This window comes from Ruegeria sp. CK2, from assembly GCF_056536585.1.
In genome coordinates, this window is record NZ_JBQFPW010000004.1 from 303147 (window position 1) to 323180 (window position 20034).

At 57.7% G+C, this 20034-nt stretch carries 21 protein-coding genes and 1 tRNA gene; 8 read left to right on the top strand and 14 right to left on the bottom strand.

Annotated features, from left to right (window positions below; all coding sequences use genetic code 11):
• Positions 1-17 precede the first annotated feature (17 nt).
• From ACR0BU_RS09195 to ACR0BU_RS09225, 7 genes are all read right to left on the bottom strand, one after another.
• Positions 18-94: transfer RNA gene (locus ACR0BU_RS09195), tRNA-Pro, on the bottom strand.
• Between the two features lie 61 nt (positions 95-155).
• On the bottom strand, positions 156-728 hold the full coding sequence (locus tag ACR0BU_RS09200) for a MerR family transcriptional regulator (protein ID WP_480736929.1): 573 nt from the start codon (positions 726-728) through the stop codon (positions 156-158).
• Between the two features lie 18 nt (positions 729-746).
• On the bottom strand, positions 747-1049 hold the full coding sequence (ihfA, locus tag ACR0BU_RS09205; protein WP_120633007.1) for an integration host factor subunit alpha: 303 nt from the start codon (positions 1047-1049) through the stop codon (positions 747-749).
• 96 nt (positions 1050-1145) lie between these two features.
• Complete coding sequence (locus ACR0BU_RS09210; RefSeq protein ID WP_480736931.1) at positions 1146-2117, bottom strand: beta-ketoacyl-ACP synthase III; 972 nt, start codon at positions 2115-2117, stop codon at positions 1146-1148.
• Between the two features lie 21 nt (positions 2118-2138).
• On the bottom strand, positions 2139-3227 hold the full coding sequence (gene plsX, locus ACR0BU_RS09215; RefSeq protein WP_299075929.1) for a phosphate acyltransferase PlsX: 1089 nt from the start codon (positions 3225-3227) through the stop codon (positions 2139-2141).
• 24 nt (positions 3228-3251) lie between these two features.
• Positions 3252-3458 (bottom strand): 50S ribosomal protein L32, encoded by a 207-nt coding sequence (gene rpmF, locus ACR0BU_RS09220; protein WP_037316137.1) that lies wholly within the window; start codon positions 3456-3458, stop codon positions 3252-3254.
• A 205-nt stretch (positions 3459-3663) separates the two neighbouring features.
• On the bottom strand, positions 3664-4200 hold the full coding sequence (locus ACR0BU_RS09225; RefSeq protein WP_480736933.1) for a YceD family protein: 537 nt from the start codon (positions 4198-4200) through the stop codon (positions 3664-3666).
• 84 nt (positions 4201-4284) lie between these two features.
• Between ACR0BU_RS09225 and ACR0BU_RS09230 the strand changes: the two genes are divergently transcribed.
• The 3 genes from ACR0BU_RS09230 (at position 4285) to ACR0BU_RS09240 (ending at position 7475) form a co-directional block, all read left to right on the top strand.
• Positions 4285-4758 carry an outer membrane protein assembly factor BamE gene (locus ACR0BU_RS09230; protein ID WP_299075923.1) on the top strand — a complete coding sequence of 158 codons (474 nt, stop codon included), beginning with the start codon at positions 4285-4287 and terminating at the stop codon, positions 4756-4758.
• A 99-nt stretch (positions 4759-4857) separates the two neighbouring features.
• Positions 4858-5598: a GNAT family N-acetyltransferase gene (locus ACR0BU_RS09235; protein WP_480736935.1), complete on the top strand. Its 741-nt coding sequence runs from the start codon at positions 4858-4860 to the stop codon at positions 5596-5598.
• Between the two features lie 68 nt (positions 5599-5666).
• On the top strand, positions 5667-7475 hold the full coding sequence (locus tag ACR0BU_RS09240) for an ABC-F family ATP-binding cassette domain-containing protein (protein ID WP_480736937.1): 1809 nt from the start codon (positions 5667-5669) through the stop codon (positions 7473-7475).
• A 73-nt stretch (positions 7476-7548) separates the two neighbouring features.
• Here ACR0BU_RS09240 and ACR0BU_RS09245 read toward each other — a convergent pair whose 3' ends face one another.
• Complete coding sequence (locus ACR0BU_RS09245) at positions 7549-8094, bottom strand: sugar O-acetyltransferase (RefSeq protein ID WP_299075914.1); 546 nt, start codon at positions 8092-8094, stop codon at positions 7549-7551.
• A gap of 9 nt (positions 8095-8103) precedes the next feature.
• Positions 8104-8859 (bottom strand): 3-hydroxyacyl-CoA dehydrogenase, encoded by a 756-nt coding sequence (locus tag ACR0BU_RS09250; protein WP_480736939.1) that lies wholly within the window; start codon positions 8857-8859, stop codon positions 8104-8106.
• 213 nt (positions 8860-9072) lie between these two features.
• Here ACR0BU_RS09250 and ACR0BU_RS09255 point away from each other — a divergent pair, with 213 nt between their 5' ends.
• On the top strand, positions 9073-9789 hold the full coding sequence (locus ACR0BU_RS09255) for a hypothetical protein (protein ID WP_480736940.1): 717 nt from the start codon (positions 9073-9075) through the stop codon (positions 9787-9789).
• 94 nt (positions 9790-9883) lie between these two features.
• On the opposite strand, the gene tyrS is transcribed toward ACR0BU_RS09255, so the two are convergent.
• Positions 9884-11137, bottom strand: a complete 1254-nt coding sequence (tyrS, locus tag ACR0BU_RS09260) for a tyrosine--tRNA ligase (protein ID WP_480736942.1) — start codon at positions 11135-11137, stop codon at positions 9884-9886.
• A gap of 63 nt (positions 11138-11200) precedes the next feature.
• On the opposite strand from tyrS, the gene ACR0BU_RS09265 reads away from it, so the two are divergent.
• Complete coding sequence (locus ACR0BU_RS09265; RefSeq protein ID WP_480736943.1) at positions 11201-12328, top strand: anhydro-N-acetylmuramic acid kinase; 1128 nt, start codon at positions 11201-11203, stop codon at positions 12326-12328.
• A gap of 45 nt (positions 12329-12373) precedes the next feature.
• Here ACR0BU_RS09265 and ACR0BU_RS09270 read toward each other — a convergent pair whose 3' ends face one another.
• From ACR0BU_RS09270 to ACR0BU_RS09280, 3 genes are all read right to left on the bottom strand, one after another.
• Positions 12374-13285: a fatty acid desaturase gene (locus ACR0BU_RS09270; protein ID WP_480736944.1), complete on the bottom strand. Its 912-nt coding sequence runs from the start codon at positions 13283-13285 to the stop codon at positions 12374-12376.
• Between the two features lie 90 nt (positions 13286-13375).
• Entirely contained in the window at positions 13376-14059 is a 684-nt protein-coding gene (locus ACR0BU_RS09275; RefSeq protein WP_298935954.1) for a class I SAM-dependent methyltransferase, read from the bottom strand.
• A gap of 31 nt (positions 14060-14090) precedes the next feature.
• On the bottom strand, positions 14091-14510 hold the full coding sequence (locus tag ACR0BU_RS09280; protein WP_298935953.1) for a cupin domain-containing protein: 420 nt from the start codon (positions 14508-14510) through the stop codon (positions 14091-14093).
• Positions 14511-14593: 83 nt separating this feature from the next.
• On the opposite strand from ACR0BU_RS09280, the gene ACR0BU_RS09285 reads away from it, so the two are divergent.
• Positions 14594-16012 carry a protein adenylyltransferase SelO gene (locus ACR0BU_RS09285; protein WP_480736958.1) on the top strand — a complete coding sequence of 473 codons (1419 nt, stop codon included), beginning with the start codon at positions 14594-14596 and terminating at the stop codon, positions 16010-16012.
• Between the two features lie 117 nt (positions 16013-16129).
• On the opposite strand, the gene ACR0BU_RS09290 is transcribed toward ACR0BU_RS09285, so the two are convergent.
• Entirely contained in the window at positions 16130-17008 is an 879-nt protein-coding gene (locus ACR0BU_RS09290) for a LysR substrate-binding domain-containing protein (protein ID WP_480736945.1), read from the bottom strand.
• A 91-nt stretch (positions 17009-17099) separates the two neighbouring features.
• Between ACR0BU_RS09290 and ACR0BU_RS09295 the strand changes: the two genes are divergently transcribed.
• Positions 17100-18668 (top strand): trimethylamine methyltransferase family protein, encoded by a 1569-nt coding sequence (locus tag ACR0BU_RS09295; protein ID WP_480736947.1) that lies wholly within the window; start codon positions 17100-17102, stop codon positions 18666-18668.
• 41 nt (positions 18669-18709) lie between these two features.
• Positions 18710-19801, top strand: a complete 1092-nt coding sequence (locus tag ACR0BU_RS09300; protein WP_480736948.1) for an aminomethyl transferase family protein — start codon at positions 18710-18712, stop codon at positions 19799-19801.
• Positions 19802-20034: the final 233 nt, after the last annotated feature.

The window sequence follows — 20034 nt, forward strand, 5'->3', positions numbered from 1 at the left end:
TAAACGTCGGTGTGATTTGGTCGGGCTAGCAGGACTCGAACCTGCGACCTTCCGTCCCCCAGACGGACGCGCTACCAGGCTGCGCCATAGCCCGACGTTGAGGTGTTCATAAAGACTTTCCCGGCAGGGGCAAGAGGAAAACAAAGCCTTTGTACCTATCCTGCCGCCCGGTTCTCAATTCGATTCAACAGGGTACGCAATTCTTTGGCAACCGGTGCAATCTGGCGCAAAAGCTGATCGTCAAATTCGGTTTTGCTCCAGGCTTGCGTGGCGATTCCACCCAGCAGGGGGGCCTCGTCCAGGTATCCCCGGGCAGCGGGTTTCCGAGCCTCAGACACTGCCGTTGTTTCATCCGTATTCTCAAGATCCATATGGATTTGCTCAGCCGCTGGGGCCGCATTCTGTTCGGATGAAAAGGGCACAACAACTGCGTCTGACGTTTCCGGCATGTCATCGAGGCTTGGAGACAGCGAGGCCACATGAGCCACACCCTGTTCGCGCAAAATGCGTTGAACGCCTTTGATTGTAATCCCTTCCTCGTGCAGCAAACGTTTGATACCGCCCAGAAGGCGCATGTCATTCGGACGGTAGTACCGACGTCCACCAGCGCGTTTGACCGGTTTCACCTGCGTGAACCGGCTTTCCCAGAATCGTAGCACATGTGCCTGAACGCCGAGCCAATCCGCAACTTCACTGATGGTGCGAAAGGCGTCGGGCGACTTGCTCATAACCGTTATGTCCTGAACTTACTTGCGGTTCCCGGCTGCGACGCGATCCTTCATCAGATGCGACGGGCGGAAGGTCAGCACGCGACGCGGCTGAATAGGAACTTCTTCACCGGTTTTGGGGTTGCGGCCGATGCGGGCGGTTTTGTCCCGAACGCTGAATGTACCAAAAGATGAAATCTTGACCTGTTCCCCACGCACCAGCGCGTCAGACATATGATCAAGAACGCTTTCGACCAGTTGCGCGCTTTCATTGCGTGAAAGACCGACTTCACGAAAGACGGCCTCGCTCAGATCCATTCGGGTCAGTGTTTTGTCGCCCATGCTTTTTCCCCTGTTGATATCAAAGCATAGGGTGATGCGAAATTCGCTGTCAATATCAATGAATTGCAAGCGGCTGTGTAAGCTGGAAAGTGCCTGTCACCAGCGCAGAACTACGGCACCCCAGGCCAGACCCCCACCAATCGCTTCGGTCACGATCAGATCACCGGGCTTTATTTGTCCGCGCTCTTTGCCGACAGACATGGCCAAAGGAATCGACGCGGCCGACGTATTGCCATGATCCTGAACCGTCACCACGACATTTTCCATCGGCAGGCCCATTTTCTTGGCCGTGCCCTGAATTATGCGGATATTGGCCTGATGTGGGACAATCCAGTCCACATCGGCGTTGCTTAGGCCCGCGCCGGCAAGGGCCGTTTCCGCGGTCTTCGACAGCTTCTCCACGGCATGGCGAAACACCTGATTGCCTTGCATCCGCAAATGGCCAGTTGATTGCGTGGACACGCCGCCATCGACATATAGCAAGTCCTTGTACCGACCGTCGGAATTCAGATCGGTGGACAGGATACCCCGGTCTTCGGCGGTTCCCTGAGCCTCTTGCGCTTCCAGCACCAATGCGCCCGCGCCATCCCCGAACAGAACGCAGGTAGAGCGGTCGGTCCAGTCCATGATTCGCGAAAACGTCTCGGCGCCGATCACCAGAACGCGTTTGGCCTGACCGGACAGGATCAGTGCGTTGGCGTTGCTGAGGGCAAAGACAAAACCAGCGCAAACTGCTTGTACGTCGAAGGCAAACCCCTTTGTCATGCCCAGACGCGCCTGAACCATTGTCGACGCGGACGGGAATGTCAGATCAGCCGTCGACGTCGCCAGAACGATCGCATCGATGTCATCGGCCTGAAGGCCCGCGTCTTTCAACGCGGCCTCGGCTGCTTTGGTTGCCAGATCGGACGTTGTTTCGCCTTCGGCAGCGAAGTGGCGACGCTCAATCCCCGAGCGGGTGCGGATCCACTCATCCGTTGTATCCAAGGTTTTCTCAAACTCGGAATTGGGGACGACACGTTCCGGCAAGTAATGCCCGACACCTACAACAACTGAACGGCTTGCCATTCTGGGGTACTGCCTTTTTTGTTATTTTTCGGTCTGCGGCGCAGCCTGCGCGGCATCTTGTGCAAGCTGGGCAGTCGATGCAACCCGTGCCGCCAATTTTTCCGCAAATCCGGACTCAGCCAGGGTAAAGGCCAGCTTGACCGCCGCTGACACACCTGTCTCGTCGGCCCCACCATGGGATTTCACGACCGTGCCGTTCAGCCCCAAAAATACGCCACCGTTTACACGGCGCGGATCAATGCGCTTTTTCAGGCGTCCCAGTGACGTGATCGCAAGAACGGATGCCAGGCGCGACAGGGGGCTGTACTTGAAGGCCTGACGCAGCAGATCGCCGATCAGGCTTGCTGTGCCTTCGCCGGTTTTGATTGCGACGTTGCCGGTAAACCCGTCGGTCACAATGACATCTGCTTTGTCGCCGGGAATGTCGCTGCCTTCGACAAAACCGACGAAGTCAAAATTTGCCTGATCCGCGAATTCCGAGATCATGCCGTGCGCTTCCTTAAGCTCGGGGCGACCTTTGTGTTCTTCCGTGCCCACGTTCAGCAAGCCGATACGAGGGCGGTGCTGCGCCATGCCATTACGGGCGTAGGATGCGCCCATCAGTGCAAACTGAAGAAGGTCCTTGGCATCAGCGCGTACATCTGCGCCGACATCCAACATGACGTTGAAACCCTGCGGGTTTCGCGATGGCCAAAGAATCGCAATTGCAGGTCGATTCACGCCCGGTAGCTTGCGCAGGCGCATCATCGATAGCGCCATCAACGCTCCGGTATTGCCGCAGGACACCGCGCCATGAGCTTCACCATCGCGCACGGCCTCCAATGCTGACCACATCGAGGTCTGCTTGCCATTGCGCACAACTTGGCTGGGTTTGTCCTCCATCGTGACGACGTCGGGGCAATCACGAAAAACGACGCGCCCATCAAGGACACGTCGTTTGGCAACTAGTTTGCGCAGCGCAGCTTCTGGACCGTGCAGCAGGAACCCGATCTCCGGGTTTTTCTTAGCGGATCGCGCAAGCCCTGCAATGACGACCGATGGACCAGCGTCCCCACCCATAGCGTCAACCGAGATGGTGATCCGATCGGGTTGCGTGGGCTGCTCAGTCATTCCCTGGTCTGCGCTCGATCAGGCTTAGGCCGCGTCTTCATCCAGGTCGATTTCGTCGGCCTGTGCGACGACTTCACGATCGTCGTAGTGGCCGCAGGATGCGCACACGTGGTGCGGGCGCTTCAGTTCACCGCAGTTGGCGCATTCGTTCGGGTTTGCAGCAACCAGAGCGTCGTGCGCGCGGCGGTTGTTGCGGCGCGACTTGGAAACTTTGTTCTGTTGGACAGCCATGGTCTCAACCTTTGTCTACTAAGGGCGAGCAGATTCGCTGCCAGCCGGGTTTCATATTCCGTTTTATCGAGGTTTGACGCGCGTTTAGGGGACGAGCCCCGCGATGTCCAACCCAAAATCCGATGAGCGCGCGAAAATACTGCGATTCTCGACATGTTCAAGCGCTTTTTCTGACCGCCTGCTATGACAGGAAATCAGACCCCTGTCACTCGTCTTTTTTGAGCGCGTCACGCAATCCTGCCAATCCCGCAAAGGGTTTCACATCCGCGTCTGTCATTGGCTGTTTGCCGGGTTCGGTATAACCAGTCGACCCCAATTCGGCACCATCCTTGCGCGGATATTGTGGCAAGGCCAGCGACAATGCCTCGATCATAACCTGGTGTGGGTCAATTTCTGCACCCAAAGGTTCGGTTTCGTCATCTTCGGGGATTTCGTATTCGGGCTCGTCTGGGTTGGTCCATTCGGCTATAAAAACGCGGGAAACCGGAATGTCGATCCGGGTCGTAACCGGTTCCAGCGTCACGACACAGGGTTGAATAACGGTTGCCCCCAATTTGCCGGTCAAAGCCCAGTCCCGCTTGCCCTGACTGCGCAGCTCGCCTGTAAAACTGAGTTTGCGCAGGCCAAGCAATTCAAGCTCGTTCTTAATGTCGTTCTGCACCTCTGCGTCGGGGCGCAGGTTAAAGGCTGTTGGGGCGTTTTGCGGCAAATCAGCCACCCGCAATGAAGTAACGTTGCTCATTCGAGAGTCTTTCCTGTGTTGAACCGTGGCAGCGGTTTCTGTAATCGGATAGAAGCCGCAAGAGGCCAAGGCAAGAGGGTGTGCATGTTGAAGGTTGTGAATAAGGTGAAACCGGCGACGAAAGCGCTTGTCTTTGGTGCCTGCCTGGCAATTGTCGGCGCATGTACGCCGATCTTCAAGAATCATGGATATGTACCACCTGCCGACGAATTGGCCGAAATCCAAGTCGGTAAGGATACACGTGACAGCGTAACCGAAGCCATCGGCGCGCCGGGCGCGTCAGGCGTCGTTCAGGATTCGGGTTTTTATTATGTCCGGTCGCGTGTCCGTCATTACGGCCCGAAAAAGCCCGAAGTTGTATCCCGCGAACTTGTAGCCATCAGCTTTGACCAGCGCGGAGTTGTAAGGAATATCGAACGGTTTGGCCTGGAAGACGGGATCGTGATTCCGCTTGAGCGCCGCGTGACGGATTCGAATGTGCAGGACAAAGGGTTCTTGCGTCAACTGCTGGGCAACATCGGGAACTTCAACCCGGCTAATGTCATTGGGTCCAACTAATTCAGGCCAACATCTTGCGATGGTCACACGGCATTCACATGTCGTGTGATACGGAACACGCAAGGATCTAATCGGTCAGCAACCGCGGAGGATGCGACCATGGCAACGGCAGTTTTGCTGAGCAAAGGGCGATACCAGGCCCGTTTGGCGCGATCGGCCAAGGATGTTGCCGCTGCACAAGCGCTGCGCACGCTGGCCTTTGGCACAAAGCAACCCGATCAGGATGATTTTGATACGTTATGCGCCCATGTTCTGGTCGAGGACATGCGCTCGGACGGTCAACTGGTGTGTTGCTTTCGCATGTTGACGATAGAAGATGGTGCCGAGATCGGGCGCAGCTATTCGGCCCAATACTATGACCTGACCACCCTTGCTGATTTTAGCGGTCGCATGGTGGAAATGGGCCGGTTCTGCGTTCACCCTGATTGGAAAGATCCCGATATATTACGGGTCGCGTGGGGCGCGATGACCGCCTATGTGTATCAGAATGGGGTGGAAATGCTGTTTGGTTGCTCCTCCTTTGCCGGAACTGAAACTGCCGAGTATCTGGACGCTTTTGCGATGCTTCGGGATCGCCACCTTGGCCCCACGCGCTGGTTACCGCGGGTCAAAGCGCCGGACGTTTTTCGGTTTGCCTCTCGGTTGCGTCGCAGGCCCGACGCTAAAAAGGCGATGCTGAGAATGCCGCCGTTGTTGCGCACCTACCTGATGATGGGCGGCTGGGTCAGCGATCATGCGGTGGTGGATCGGCACATGAATACGTTGCACGTGTTCACGGGCTTGGAAATCGGGACGATTCCGCCGGCACGCAAGCGTTTGCTGCGGGCCGTGGCCGGGTAATTTGAGTATTTCTAAAAAGGTGAAGGCAAAGCGTTGACGCTTAGATCGCGCCAGTTTAGCTGGCGGGCATGGCGAGAATTCCTTTGTTGCAGATGTCTGGCATTTCTCTGACTTTCGGGGGTGATCCAGTGTTTTCCGGCTTGGACCTTGTGGTACAACCGGGTGATCGCGTCGCTCTGGTGGGGCGCAACGGTTCTGGAAAATCCACATTGATGAAAGTGATGGCCGGTCTGGTTGAAGCGGATCAGGGGGATATCGTGATTCCGCCGGGCAAATCGGTTGGGTATATGGAGCAGGATCCAACCATGGCGGGGTTCGCGACGCTTGGCGATTATGCCTCGAGCGGATTGGAGCCCGGTGAGCTTTATAAGGTTGAGCGTGCGGGTGAGGGGTTGAAGTTCGATCCAGCTCGACCAGTCGACACCGCCTCGGGCGGGGAGCGGCGACGCGCGGCATTGGCCAAGCTGATGGCCGAGGCACCCGATTTGATGTTGCTGGATGAACCAACCAACCATCTGGACATCGAAGCGATTGCGTGGCTGGAACGTGAATTGAGCGCGACGCGGGCGGCTTTTGTTCTGATTTCTCACGACAGGGCGTTTTTGCGCGCCTTGACCCGCGCTACCTTGTGGATTGATCGGGGTGCGGTGCGGCGGCAAGAGCAGGGGTTTGAGGGCTTTGAGGCCTGGCGCGACAAGGTCTGGGATGAAGAAGACCAGCAGCGCCACAAGCTGAATCGCCTGATCAAATCCGAGGCACGTTGGGCTGTTGAAGGCATCAGCGCCCGTCGCAAGCGCAATCAAGGGCGTGTCCGGGCGTTGCAGGCGCTACGGGCCGAGCGAGCATCGCAAATCAAGCGGCAGGGATCCGCCGCCATGGCCTTGGAATCGGGCCCAAAATCCGGGCGCAAGGTGATTGAGGCCAAGGGCATATCCAAGGCCTTCGGCGATCATCAGATTGTGCGCAACTTTGACCTTTTGGTGCAGCGCGGGGATCGCGTGGCCTTTGTCGGGCCGAATGGCGTCGGCAAAACCACGTTGCTGAAAATCCTGCTGGGACAGGAAAGCCCTGACGAGGGCTCAGTCAACTTGGGAACCAATCTGGAAGTTGCGGTCTTTGATCAGACCCGCGCGCAGTTGGACCCGGAAATGACCCTGTGGGACAGCTTGACCGGAGACCCCGAGATGCGAGTGTCTGGCAAGGCTGATCAGGTGATGGTTGGTGGTCAGCCCAAACATGTTGTGGGTTATCTCAAGGAATTCCTGTTCGACGAACAGCAGGCAAGAGCGGCCGTTAAGTCCTTGTCCGGAGGGGAAAAAGCGCGCTTGTTGTTGGCTAAGCTGATGGCAAAACCCTCGAACATGCTGGTGCTGGATGAACCGACCAACGATCTGGATGTCGAGACACTGGATTTGTTGCAGGAACTGCTGGATGACTACGACGGTACGGTCCTGTTGGTGAGTCACGATCGTGATTTTCTGGACCGTGTTGCGACGACAACCATCGCGATGGAGGGGAATGGCCGTGCGACGGTGTATGCTGGCGGGTGGTCGGATTACATCGCGCAGCGCGGAGATCATACAGAACTAAAAGAAGAAAAAGCAAAGAGTTCAAAGCCAAAGGTAAAGCAAGATGCCAAGCCCAAAACCGGCTTGTCATTCTCAGAAAAGCACCGGCTTGAGAAACTGCCATCCGAAATCGCCCGTCTGGAAGCTGAGATTGCCAAGCTGGAAGAGCTGATGTCGGACCCGGAATTGTTTACCCGCGAACCGGTCAAGTTTCAAAAAGCGACAGACGCGCTGGTCGAGCGGCAAGAAAAACTATCGGCCAGCGAAGAGGAATGGCTGACGCTGGAAGAGAAGGCCGAAGGGCAATAGGTACAACTTGTATGTCTTGAAACACCCGGATCTTTCGAGGTGCACAGTACTCTGATGGTCGCAAGTCGACTGTTTAGTCGATAGGGCGTGCAGGGTTGCCAACAACGGTCTGATCTGCTGCCACATCTTTGGTCACGACACTGCCTGCGCCAATAATTGCGTTATCGCCGATGGCGACACCAGGCAGGATGATGGCACCTCCACCGACCCAGACATTGCTGCCGATTGTGATGGGCAGTGCGATCTCAAGACCTTTGGCGCGTTCGATCGGGTCTTTCGCATGCTGGGCGCAATAAATTTGGCTTTTGGGTCCGAACATGGTGTCGTCGCCAATTTGCACGCGGGCCGTATCTAGAATAACGCAACCGGCATTGAAATAGACCCGGTCACCAAGGTGGATGTTCACGCCATAAGCGCAATGAAAGGGCGCTTCGGCAAAACAATCGGCACCGGTGCGCGCAAACAGGGCGCGCAAGGCCGGTGCCATCGCGCCCCTCGTGTCCGGGTCACAGCTGTTATGTGCGTGCACCGCGCGGCGCGCTTGGGCACGCAGCGCGTCGAGTTCCGGGTCCAGGCAGCTATACCAGTCGCCGGCTTCCATTTTTTCCCGCTCGGTCATGATTAACGCCTAGCGCATCCGCAATGCACCGTCGATACGGATGACTTCTCCGTTGAGATAGCCCATCTCGACGATGAACCCGGCCAGTCGTCCGTATTCGTGCGGATCACCCAGACGAGCGGGGTTGGGAACATCGGCGGCGAGCTGCTGTTGCACCTCTTCTGGCAATCCGGCTAGCATCGGGGTCATGAAGATGCCGGGCGCTATGGTCATCACCCGGATACCGGTTGAGGCCAGATCGCGGGCCATCGGCAGGGTCATGCCAACCACTCCGCCTTTCGACGCGGCATAGGCTGCTTGGCCTTTCTGGCCGTCAAAGGCTGCGATCGAGGCGGTGTTGATGATCACACCGCGCGCGCCGTCTGGTTCCGGTTCATTCTTGGCCATTTCGACGGCGGCCAGGCGCGACACGTTGAAGGTGCCGACCAGGTTGATGTCGATGGTGCGCTGGAATGCGTCCAAAGGGTGGGGGCCATCCTTGCCCACCGTCTTGATGCCGTAAGCGATGCCTGCGCAGTTCACCGCTGCCGTGATCCGGCCCATTTTGTCCGTCGCTGTTGCCATGGCGATGGCGACGGACCCCTCGTCAGTCACGTCGGTTTGTGCAAAGTGCCCGCCAATTTCGGCAGCGACCTGCGTTCCGCGATCTGCATCCCGGTCCAGGATTGTGATCTGAGCGCCCTGCGCGGCAAAATGGCGAGCCGTGGCCTCACCCAAACCCGATGCGCCGCCGGTGATGATAGCTGCGGTTGAGGATAATTGCATGGCAGGCTCCCTTTGGAGTGATTTGAACAAGTGTTCATTTAAACGGATGTTGCCGGGCGTGTCCACATCTTCGCTGTGCTTTCTCAAGACAAGATCAGGCGGTCCTCATCTGGTTTTAATGTTGGGCGCCCACATCGACTGCGGATGCAATGTCGCGAACAAGCGACGTAGCGAGAGGAGTGATACGCTATGCAAAAGAGTAAGAGAGTAGGGATGGCCGCATGGGTTGCCGCGCCCATCTTTGGGGTTTTGGCGGCTGGCAGTGCAGCTGCGGCGCCCGAGGTTTGCAACTGGAAAACCGCACGGGATGCGGCGAATAGTGGGGATTACACGACGATGTGCGACTGCACGCATGTCACCCCTAGTTTCTTGCAGCGCCTTCAGAACCGGTCGGATTTTTCAACTACACTGCAAAACACCGGCGCGATGTGCCCCGGATTGGCGTCATTGCTGACCGATGTGCCAACCGCGTCTATTGGCACGGCGGCCGGTAGCAGCCGGGGTGAGGATCGGGGCTCGGACCAATTCGCGCAGGTCAGCCCGGCTGATCCGGGCGACAATGGCAGCAGCGGCCCAGGGAATGATGGCGGCACCGGGCCGGGCAATGGCGGCGGTGGCAATCCCGGTGATGGCGGCAATGATGGTCCCGGCAATGGTGGTGGCGACGGCCCCGGTGACGGCGGTGACGGCCCGGGCGACGGCGGTGACGGTCCCGGTGACGGAGGCGGCGGCAATGGCCCAGGCAAAGGCGGTGACGGTCCCGGCAAAGGCGGCGGAAAAGGTGGTGACGGCCCCGGTAAGGGCGGCGGCAAAGGTGGCCACGGTGGCGGCAAGGGCGGCGACAACGGTGGCGGCAAAGGCGGTCACGGCGGCGGCAAAGGTGGCGATGGAAAAGGTGGCGGCAAAGGCGGAGGCAAAGGCAAAAGGTGAGTTTTGCCTGCCGCCCAATCGGCATCTTGGTTTGAAACAAGAAAACGGCCACCCGAAGGGGTGGCCGTTTTCTTGAGCGATCAGGTTTTGGTTCTTATCCCAGCTGGACCAGAGCGTGGCGCTTTTTACCGGCGCTTAGCTTGATGGGGGACGACAGAGCGCCCGCATCAATCATCAGACCGGCATCCGTTAGCGGTGCGTCGTCCATCTTGGCACCGTTTTCAGCAATTAGGCGCTTGGCCTCTTTGCCGGATTTGGCCAGACCGGATTTGACGATCAGCTGTACGATGGACATGCCACCACCCAGATCCGCTGCGCTTAGGGTCAGGGTCGGTAGATCGCCCCCCACGCCGCCTTTTTCAAAGACTTCACGCGCGGTTGCTTCGGCGGTTGTCGCCGCTTCGGCCCCGTGCAGTAGCGTTGTGATCTCATTGGCCAGACGGATCTTGGCTTCGTTGATCTCAGCCCCTGCAAGCGCTCCCAGACGATCACATTCATCTACCGGCAGTTCGGTGTAGAGTTTCAGAAAACGTCCGACATCCGCGTCGGTGGTATTGCGCCAGAACTGCCAGAATTCATAGGGCGAGCGCATCTCGGGATTCAGCCAGACGGCACCGTCCTGAGACTTGCCCATCTTTTTGCCGTCGCTGGTGGTCAGCAGGGGGCTCGTCAGGCCATAAATCTCTTGGTCCAGTACGCGACGCGTCAGGTCGATGCCGTTGACGATGTTGCCCCACTGGTCGCTGCCGCCCATCTGCAGAACACAGCCATAGCGGCGGTTCAGTTCAAGGAAGTCATAGGCCTGCAGGATCATGTAATTGAATTCCAGGAATGACAGCGACTGCTCTCGATCCAGCCGGGACTTCACTGATTCAAAGGCCAACATCCGGTTGACCGAGAAGTGCCGCCCGATATCGCGCAGGAAATCGAGGTAGTTCAGGCCGTCCAGCCATTCGGCGTTGTTCAGCATCAGAGCCGCGTTTTCGGCGTCGGTATCATAGTCGATATAGGCCGAGAACACCTTTTTGATGCCCGCAATATTGGCATCGATCTGTTCGGGGCCCAGCAAAGGGCGTTCATCCGCACGAAAGGACGGGTCGCCCACTTTAGTGGTGCCGCCGCCCATCAGGGTGATCGGTTTGTGGCCGGTTTTCTGGAACCAGCGCAGCATCATGATCTGAATAAGGCTGCCCACATGCAATGACTGTGCCGTTGCATCAAAGCCGATATAGGCCGGTTTACACCCGCTGATCAGCGCCTCATCAAGGCCCTGATAATCGGTGCAATCGGCCAAAAAGCCACGCTCCATCATCGTTGCGATGAAATCCGATTTGGGATGGTAGGTCATGTCTTGCCTCAGGGTTGTAATGCGGGGCACCTTATAGGCGTCGAGTGGCAGAAGGAAAAGGCCATGAATAAGGCCGTAGCAAAACGCGGGGCCCTGCGTGCGCTTGGGGCGATGTCAGGAACTTCGATGGATGGGGTGGACGCGGCGGTGATCGAAACCGACGGGGTCGCGATTTTTGCCTTTGGCGAAAGCGGGTATCGTGCCTATTCAGACGAAGAGCGCGCAGTTTTGCGGGCCGGAATGGGGCATTGGCACGGGGATGAGGTCGAGGCGGCTGGCGACGTAGTCACCATGGCCCATTGCGAGGCGCTGTGTGAGTTTGAAGATATCGACCTGATCGGATTTCACGGGCAGACTCTGGCGCATGAACCGCGTGGGCGGGGCACCTTGCAGGTTGGCGACGGGAATGGCCTTTCGCAGGCGCTGGGCGTGCCGGTGGTTTGGGATTTTCGCAGCGATGATGTTCAGATGGGGGGCGAAGGAGCGCCGTTAGCCCCATTTTTCCACTTTGCTTGCGCCAAGTGGATCGAGGCAGAGGAACCATTGTGTTTTCTGAACCTCGGCGGGGTTGGCAATCTGACCTATGTTGATCCGTCTTTTGAACGGCCTGAAATCCCCGGCGCGCTTGTGGCCTTTGATACCGGCCCCGCCAATGCGCCGGTCGATGATCTGATGCAGGGCCGCTTTGGATTGTCTATGGACAAAGATGGCGCCATTGCCCGCGAAGGAACGGTAGAGACAGGCGCTTTGGAATTGTTCCTGAGCGAGCCTTTCTTCGCGCGCATGCCGCCAAAATCGCTGGACCGGAATGACTTTGCCGAGATGATCGGGCTGGTTCGTGACTTGCCGGATGCGGACGCGGTGGCGACGCTGACCGGGATGTGCGCTGCCGGAGTTGTGCAGGGGATGGAGTACTGCCCAAAACCGCCCTCGCGTATGCTGGTAACCGGTGGAGGGCGACACAATCCGGTTTTGATGGAGATGCTGCGGGTTGCGCTGGATTGTCCTGTCGAGCCGGTTGAGGCGGTGGGGCTGGACGGTGACATGCTGGAAGCGCAGGCCTTTGCCTATCTGGCGGTCCGGGTGGCGCGTGGTTTGCCCACCTCGTGCCCGGGAACCACAGGTGTGAAGGTGCTGGTTGGGGGCGGTGTCGTGTCAGCCCCGAACCGCGGAAAGGCGGCCAAGTCGTAGGGGGCGCTGCCCCCATCGCGCAAGCGCGACTCCCCCGGGATATCTTCAGCCCGATGAAGAGCCTGCCTTGGCTGGCAGGTGCTCTATGTAGTCAGCCGCGAATTCTGTGTAGCCGTCTGATGTGGATTTCAAGTGAGCTTGGGTCCAGGCATGAAACCCTGGCAACTGGTGGAACGGAACATTCGGAAAAGCGTGGTGTTCGGCGTGGTACGGCATGTTCCAGGCCAAGAACCGGACGATACGGTTGGTGAACGTTGTGCGAGAGTTTTCCAGCATGTTGGCCACCGGCGGGCAGAGCCCATGTTCTGCCAGAAGATAGAGGCGCAGGAAGGGTTGTGCGACTAGCACTGGCAGCAGCCAGAGCCAGACCAGCGCAGATGTGAAAACCAAGCTGAGGGCTGCGAGGCCATAGCCGACCAACAGGACGCGCGCCTCGGTTGTGATTGCGCGATGTTGGCGCTCGGGCAGGTAAGGGGCATCGATCCGTCCCAAGGCGTTGCGCATGAGCACCCGAGCCATTGCGGACCAGTATGGCCAGCCGATGAGGTAGACGATCAGGCTGCGCCAGGTGTTGGGGCGCGGTTTGCCGTCGAGTTCGGGGTCGTTTTCCGGGTGATTGGTCCATTTGTGATGGGCCAAGTGGAAGTAGCGAAACCACGTAAAGGGCAGGGCAATGGGAACTGAGACCAAATGTCCGACTATATCGTTGAGCCAGTTGGTTCTGAACGGTGTTTTGTGGGTGCATTCGTGGCTGAGGGTGAAGAGGAACACCAGCAGAATGCCCTGCGGCAGGATCAACAGCGGCCAAAACGGAACCTGCGCGATCAGTCCGGCTGACGTTACCGTCAGTGCCAGAAGATACAGTGCCAGATGCCTGAGCCCGGCAGCGTCAGAGCGCCGCTGGAGATCGTCTTTGATCTTAGGCGGGATAGACGCAATGAGGGAGCGGTGATCCATAGCAGCCAGAGTGGCCCGTGCGAGCGCTGCTGGCAAGTTGGTGAGCGATCTGTCTGTAGCACTAATCGTGTAGCCCGATGAGGCAAGCCGTTAGTTCGATGTTTGCTGGGGCTGCGACTGTGGCATGGCGTTGGCAATCATCTCGCGTGTCCAAATCCCCATCGAGCGGTGCTGACGGTGACCCAGATCCGGATCGTACACGTCGAACATGTCCTGGTTCGTTGTTTCGTGAACATAGTAGAGCGGCAGCGGGAAGTTAAACGGTTCCATCATGGGGTTGAACCGTCTAAACCCGCCATTCCTCAGGAGGTCGTGATTGAGGCGAATATGATCAATCGAAAACATTATGAACGCGATGTCCGCCGCCAGGGCGTTTTGAAAGAAGGCCCATTTCGCTTCGTGTTTGAGATGAAACAAACACTCGCGGCACATAATCAAATCGGCGGCCGGCAATGGGTCGGAACACACGTCCAATACGGAAAAAGACACTTTGTCGGATGTGAATTTTTCTGAAACGTCTTGTATCACTGACGTTGAGATGTCCGTACCGTGGTAGGCTTCAAGCTGCGATAGATCGACAGTCTGCATCCATGTCCAATCGCCACATGGTGCGTCCAGAAACCGCCGGATTTTGAGTTGCTCGAAGATCTGCGGCAACGCAGTGCGCAAGCGCTCGGTGGCGGCCAAGGTCGATCCGGGACCAGAACGTGGCGCTTTACCTCTTTTCCCTGACCAATCATGGTTCTCGAACGCTTTTTTCAGGTCTTCACGCATCTGATCTGCCCTAAACTCTTAACCACTGACGTTAGGCTTTTGGGATATCGAACCCCGGGTCCGCAAGTTCGAATCCAGAAAACTCAAACCCGGGGGAGACGGTACAGCTGACCAGCGTGTAGGCTCCGGTGCTGCGGGCGGCTTGCCAATGGCCTTTCGGAACGATCACCTGGGGCGCGCCTTCCGTCAGGTCCGGGCACAGCTGGAATTCTTGTGCGGGCCCCTGATCCGTCTCGCTGAGCGATAGGACCAGAGGTGCGCCGGCATGATAAAGCCAGATCTCGGTCGCATCGACCCGGTGCCAGTGGCTGCTTTCCCCGGCTTGCAGCAGGAAGTAGATGCAGGTGCCAGTGGCGCGGCCAGCATTGTCGGCACGCCAGGTTTCTTTGAACCAGCCACCTTCCGGGTGTTGCTGCAGTTGAAGTTGATCGATAATCTGTTGTCCGGTCATCGGTGCCTCATGTTTTGGCCGATTATGCACGGGATGGCGCGATCCGCTATGGCAATCATGCGCGCAGGTCATATGTTTGCCGCATGACACTGACAATCCCGTTTGATAACTCGTATGCCCGCCTGCCAGATGCGTTTTATGCACGTCAGGCGCCGGTCCCTGTTCGCGCACCGCAGCTGATTGCGTTCAACGCAGATCTCGCGCGGCTTTTGGATATCGCACCGGGGGATGTGCACGAGCTTGCCGAGACCTTTGCCGGCAATGCCATACCCGCCGGGGCGGAGCCGCTGGCGCAGCTGTATTCCGGGCACCAGTTTGGCAACTATAACCCACAACTGGGGGATGGTCGGGCGGTTTTACTTGGGGAAACCGTGGGCACCGATGGTGTGCGTCGTGACATTCAGTTGAAAGGCTCTGGTCCGACGCCGTTCTCGCGGCAGGGGGACGGGCGGGCTTGGCTGGGGCCCGTTCTGCGCGAATACGTGGTGTCCGAGGCGATGCACGCGCTGGGCATTCCGACCACCCGCGCTTTGGCCGCGGTCGAGACCGGAGAGGTCGTCCTGCGCGAAGGGCCTATGCCTGGTGCGGTGCTGACCCGTGTGGCGCGCAGCCATCTGCGGGTCGGGACGTTTCAGGTCTTTGCTGCCCGGGGGCAGATCGAGAGCTTACGTCGCCTGACGGAGTATGCCATCGCGCGCCATTATCCGCAGGCTGAGGGGCCGATGGGCTTGTTGCGTGCTGTGCGTGACGCTCAGGCCCAGTTGATTGCAAGTTGGATGAGCGTGGGGTTCATTCACGGGGTGATGAACACCGACAATTGCTCGGTTGCCGGTGAGACGATTGACTATGGGCCCTGCGCCTTCATGGACAACTATCACCCCAACACGGTCTACAGCTCGATCGACCGGGCAGGGCGATATGCCTATTCCAATCAACCGGATATTGCCGTCTGGAACGTGGCACAATTGGCCACCGCGTTGATCCAGCAGATGGAGGACAAGGGAGCAGCGGTTGAAGAGGCGACTGAGATCGTACACGCGATGCCCGATCTGTTGCAGCGGAATTGGATGGCACGCTTCCAGGCCAAGATTGGTCTGACGACGACCCGTGACGAAGATTCTGAGCTGATCTCGGACCTGCTGGTGCGCATGGCGCAGAATCATGCGGATTTCACCAACACTTTCCGCGCGCTGGGCACGGACAAGGCACGGGATCAATTCACTGATCCAATGGCATTTGACGGATGGGCCGAAGGTTGGCAAGCGCGGTTGGCGCACGAAGAAACCCCGACCCAGGTAATGCACGCGGCCAACCCGGTTTTCATCCCGCGCAACCATCGGGTCGAACAGATGATCGAGGCGGCGGTGCAGGGGGATTACACGCCCTTTCATCGTCTCAACAGCGTGCTGGGGCAGCCTTTCTTGGATCGGCCGGACAATGCCGACCTGACCCGCCCGCCGTCGCAGAGCGAAGTGGTACAGGCTACATTCTGCGGGACATGATGGAGATTTCGGGCGCTGTTGTTTCTGAGATGGGGTCGTGGCTCGAATGAGCGCTGGCGCCTTTGAGCCTACTTTGTCCGATGCTGGAGACCTCTCGAATGATCGCTTTTGCAGCCGCTACAGATGTGTTGCGCCTTGAAGCCAGTCACTGAATTCCCGCACAGCCTGACTGTGCCGGCTGCCAAACGGCTCAACAATGAAGTACCCGTAATCGGACAGCTCTTTTTCTGAGAGCCGTACAAGACAGCCATCATCGAGTTCCTGAGCAACAAGATCATCCATGAGAGCCACCCCCTGTCCGTTCGCGACGGCCTGCACGCGCACATTGGGATCTGGAATAATAAGCGTGTCGCGGCGCGGGTCCGTCTCAAACCCAGCTTCTTGCCTCCAATCTGTCCAGGCATTGCTGTCATCATGGTCCCTTAGAAGCACAAACTCGGCGAATGCGGCTTCAATCCCAAGCCGAGCGACTTTCTCCAGAGCTGCTTTATTCCCAACCGGCCAAGCTGGCATGTTGAGGAAGGGTTCGACCGTGGCATCGTCCCATTGGCCATTTCCCCATCTGATGGCAATGTCGATGCTCTGATTTTCAAGGTCAAAAAGCTGCGTCATGGGTTGTAGCCGCAGCCGGATGTCCGGATGTCTTTGCATGAAACCCGTGAGACGCGGCGATAACCACCGTGCTGCAAAATAGCTAGAAAGCCCGACCGTAAGGCCCACGTCGCGTGCTCTGGTAAACTCGTGCAGACTTGTCTCGAGAGCCTCGAACCCCGGACGGCATGCCTCAAGTAAGGCTCGTCCTTGCTTGGTCAGGGTGATCCCGCGTGGTTCACGGCTTAGAAGCGTCGTCTGAAGTTCGTCCTCTAGCACTCTAACCTGATAGCTTACGGCACCTTTGGTCATGTTGAGGGCCTCCGCAGCGGCGGACAGGCTTGGATAGCGCGCAATCTCAACGAAGAGGCGCAAGGTATCATGTCTTCGAAAGGGCATTGCCATGGGACTATCGTATAAAATTTTTGAACGAAGAGTGTAGAATTATTTGATCCTCTGAACTCTTTTTCTCAACTATTATGACAAAGAAGAGGAGATGTTAGGAACATCTGGGTTGGAAAATTTAGACATAAACATTCAGCCAAAGTTGCGAAAGGCGGCGCGGCGCGGTCGTTCCGCGCGCCGTGGTGCACCCGACAGCGTTGTGTCTTACACGAAACGAAAGACTCCGGCGTACCAGCTCTTCAACGAACTGGAGCTTGGTGCCATCGAGACGCAAGCCGATTGGATACTTGAAAACATCGGGGTTGAGTTTCGCGGGGACGAGACGGCTCTGGACCTGTTCCGAGATGCAGGTGCATGGGTCGACGGCCAGCGTGTTACATTTGAGCCAGGGCACGCGCGCCAAATGTGTGCCTCTGCGCCCAATCAATTTACGCTTCACGCGCGCAACCCGGCCAAGAGCGTTGAACTTGGTGGCAACAACGTTGTGCTTATGCCCGGCTATGGATCCCCCTTCGTGAGCGACCTTGAGCGAGGACGCCGCTATGCCACGCTCGAGGATTTCCAAAACTTTGTGAAGTTGACGTACTCCACTCCGTATCTGCACCATTCTGGCGGCACGGTGTGCGAACCCACAGATATTCCGGTGAACAAACGCCATTTGGATATGGTGCTGGTGCACCTGACGCTCTCGGACAAACCATTCATGGGGGGTGTCACATCCCCTGTTCGCGCTCAAGACAGCATTGATATGGCGCGGCTCGTGTTCGGTGAGGCATTCATGGACGAGAACGCTGTCATTCAAGGCAACATCAACGTCAACTCCCCCCTAATATACGATGATACAATGTCCGGCGCCTTGCGGGTTTACGCCAGCGCCGGTCAATGTGTCTGTGTCTCGCCGGCGATCTTTGCCGGCGCTATGGGGCCTCTTTCACCTGCTGCGGTTGCCGCGCAGACGCTCGCCGAGGGGATGGTAGGGATTGCACTGGCGCAGTTGGTGCGGCCTGGCTGTCCGGTGGTCTTCGGCAGTTTTCATTCAACTATGAACTTGAAGTCCGGAGCGCTGACTTTTGGTTCACCCGAGGCAAATCTGGCATCCATGGTTCTTTCCCAGCTGGGTCACCGCTTAGGTGTGCCTGTTCGATCAGGCGGCGGCCATGTTTCCGGTTCCAACGCCGCCGACGGACAAGCCATGCAAGACAGCGTCGGGGCGATGTGGGCCACGCTCCTTTCGGGCGCGCACCAAGTCTGGCACGCTGCGGGCTGGCTCGAAGGCGGGCTGGTTATGTCCTATGAGAAATTCATCATGGATATCGACCATTGCGGGGCGATGCTAAAGATGCTCCAGGGTATCGATGTGAGTGATGAAGTCTTTGGCCGCGACGCATACTTCGAAACAGGTCCGGGCGAGAACTTCCTATCGACTGCGCATACGCTACGCCATTTTGCGACGGCTAACTTTCAACCTGACATCCCAGAGGCTGGGCCATTCGAAACATGGTCCGAAAACGGGAGCCTCCGGGCTGATCAACGCGCCACAGCGCGATGGAAATCCATGCTCGCAGGCTATCAGGCACCGTCGATGGACGAAGGTATTCGGTCCAGGCTGGAAGACTTCGTGGCCGAACGCCAAGCCTCAATGAAAGACGAGTGGTACTGATGAACTGGTCCCACTTCGGAGAGAACCACTGGAGATCGTACATGACTGAAGAACTAAGCCGCACATCCGCCCTCGCGTCACGGCACACCGCGCTTGGATCAGGCCTAGAAGACTGGAACGGGATGGGCACTGCTTGGACCTACAACTCCGATCCCAATGATGAACACGATGCTGTTCGTGAGGCAGCGGGGATGTTCGATATGTCCCCTCTCAAGAAGGTGTTCGTGGGTGGGCCGGACGTCGTCGCAACCCTCGATCACCTGACGACACGCGACATCTCGAAAATCGATCCGGGTAAGGCTGCCTATCTCTGCATTCTGACAGAGAATGGTGGCATTGCCGACGATGCTATCGTGTCAAACAACGGAAACGATGAGTGGATGATCGTGCATGGGTCCGGCGATACCATGGCTTTGCTCAAGGCATCTGCCAAAGGCCGCGATGTGCAGATCGAGTTTTCCGACGACCTGCATGATCTGTCAGTGCAAGGGCCCAAGTCACTCGAAATTCTCGACACCGAGTGTGATATCAATCTTGGCGATCTCGCCTATTTCGAGCACGCATCGGCGCGGCTCTTCGGCCATCCATGTCGGATTTCACGCACCGGCTATTCGGGGGAGCGTGGCTACGAGATATTTGCAGACGCGTCTGTCATCGGCGATATCTGGGACAAGCTTGTAGAGGCTGGCGTCACGCCGTGCTCATTCACTGCGCTCGATAAGGTTCGCATCGAAGCGGGGCTTTTGTTCTACGGATACGACATGACTGAGGACAACACACCCTGGGAGGTCGGGCTTGGGTTTACCGTCAGCGGGTCCAAAGGGGAGTTTCGCGGTAAGACGGCCGTCATGGCCGCCAAAGGGAAGGAGGCAACCCAAAACGTCTGCCTCGACATTGACCATTCCGACATGATGGCTGGCGGCGAGACGCTTTACCTCGATGGAAACGAAGTTGGTGTGATTAACTCTCCCTGTTATTCGCGCCGCCTCGGCAAATCACTCGCACTTGCTCATCTGCATCCTTCTGTCGAAATTGGCACAACTCTGAATGTTGCCGGAGATGATATCGAAACAAAAGCAAAGGTGGTTTCGATGCCGATCCATGATCCACGGAAGTCGAAGACTCATGCTTAGGTTTTCGATGTATTGTGTTCGTTGCTTTTTACGGTGAACTCGCAGAAGCGGAGATTGAGCCGCGAGCTACCATCGACAGCTTCGTCCACACAACGGAACCCTACTGTGCTGGCTGCCACGCTGCGCTTGCGCAAGTCGGCTTCGAGCCCATAGTTCCGAATGCTGCGAGGTGTATAGATGACCTCTTTGCCATGGTCAGTGACAAAGGCGGGCCAACCTCATCTTCTTGCTGC

Coding starts and splice junctions, on each gene's coding strand:
- plsX (WP_299075929.1), bottom strand. CDS start 3,227: ATGACTGAGCAGCCCACGCAACCCGATCGGATCACCATCTCGGTTGAC.
- ihfA (WP_120633007.1), bottom strand. CDS start 1,049: ATGGGCGACAAAACACTGACCCGAATGGATCTGAGCGAGGCCGTCTTT.
- ACR0BU_RS09225 (WP_480736933.1), bottom strand. CDS start 4,200: ATGAGCAACGTTACTTCATTGCGGGTGGCTGATTTGCCGCAAAACGCC.
- ACR0BU_RS09255 (WP_480736940.1), top strand. CDS start 9,073: ATGGCCGCATGGGTTGCCGCGCCCATCTTTGGGGTTTTGGCGGCTGGC.
- ACR0BU_RS09270 (WP_480736944.1), bottom strand. CDS start 13,285: ATGGATCACCGCTCCCTCATTGCGTCTATCCCGCCTAAGATCAAAGAC.
- ACR0BU_RS09245 (WP_299075914.1), bottom strand. CDS start 8,094: ATGACCGAGCGGGAAAAAATGGAAGCCGGCGACTGGTATAGCTGCCTG.
- ACR0BU_RS09210 (WP_480736931.1), bottom strand. CDS start 2,117: ATGGCAAGCCGTTCAGTTGTTGTAGGTGTCGGGCATTACTTGCCGGAA.
- ACR0BU_RS09240 (WP_480736937.1), top strand. CDS start 5,667: ATGGCGAGAATTCCTTTGTTGCAGATGTCTGGCATTTCTCTGACTTTC.
- ACR0BU_RS09285 (WP_480736958.1), top strand. CDS start 14,594: ATGACACTGACAATCCCGTTTGATAACTCGTATGCCCGCCTGCCAGAT.
- ACR0BU_RS09300 (WP_480736948.1), top strand. CDS start 18,710: ATGACTGAAGAACTAAGCCGCACATCCGCCCTCGCGTCACGGCACACC.
- ACR0BU_RS09280 (WP_298935953.1), bottom strand. CDS start 14,510: ATGACCGGACAACAGATTATCGATCAACTTCAACTGCAGCAACACCCG.
- rpmF (WP_037316137.1), bottom strand. CDS start 3,458: ATGGCTGTCCAACAGAACAAAGTTTCCAAGTCGCGCCGCAACAACCGC.
- ACR0BU_RS09290 (WP_480736945.1), bottom strand. CDS start 17,008: ATGGCAATGCCCTTTCGAAGACATGATACCTTGCGCCTCTTCGTTGAG.
- tyrS (WP_480736942.1), bottom strand. CDS start 11,137: ATGACCTACCATCCCAAATCGGATTTCATCGCAACGATGATGGAGCGT.
- ACR0BU_RS09200 (WP_480736929.1), bottom strand. CDS start 728: ATGAGCAAGTCGCCCGACGCCTTTCGCACCATCAGTGAAGTTGCGGAT.
- ACR0BU_RS09250 (WP_480736939.1), bottom strand. CDS start 8,859: ATGCAATTATCCTCAACCGCAGCTATCATCACCGGCGGCGCATCGGGT.
- ACR0BU_RS09275 (WP_298935954.1), bottom strand. CDS start 14,059: ATGCGTGAAGACCTGAAAAAAGCGTTCGAGAACCATGATTGGTCAGGG.
- ACR0BU_RS09230 (WP_299075923.1), top strand. CDS start 4,285: ATGTTGAAGGTTGTGAATAAGGTGAAACCGGCGACGAAAGCGCTTGTC.
- ACR0BU_RS09235 (WP_480736935.1), top strand. CDS start 4,858: ATGGCAACGGCAGTTTTGCTGAGCAAAGGGCGATACCAGGCCCGTTTG.
- ACR0BU_RS09265 (WP_480736943.1), top strand. CDS start 11,201: ATGAATAAGGCCGTAGCAAAACGCGGGGCCCTGCGTGCGCTTGGGGCG.
- ACR0BU_RS09295 (WP_480736947.1), top strand. CDS start 17,100: ATGTTAGGAACATCTGGGTTGGAAAATTTAGACATAAACATTCAGCCA.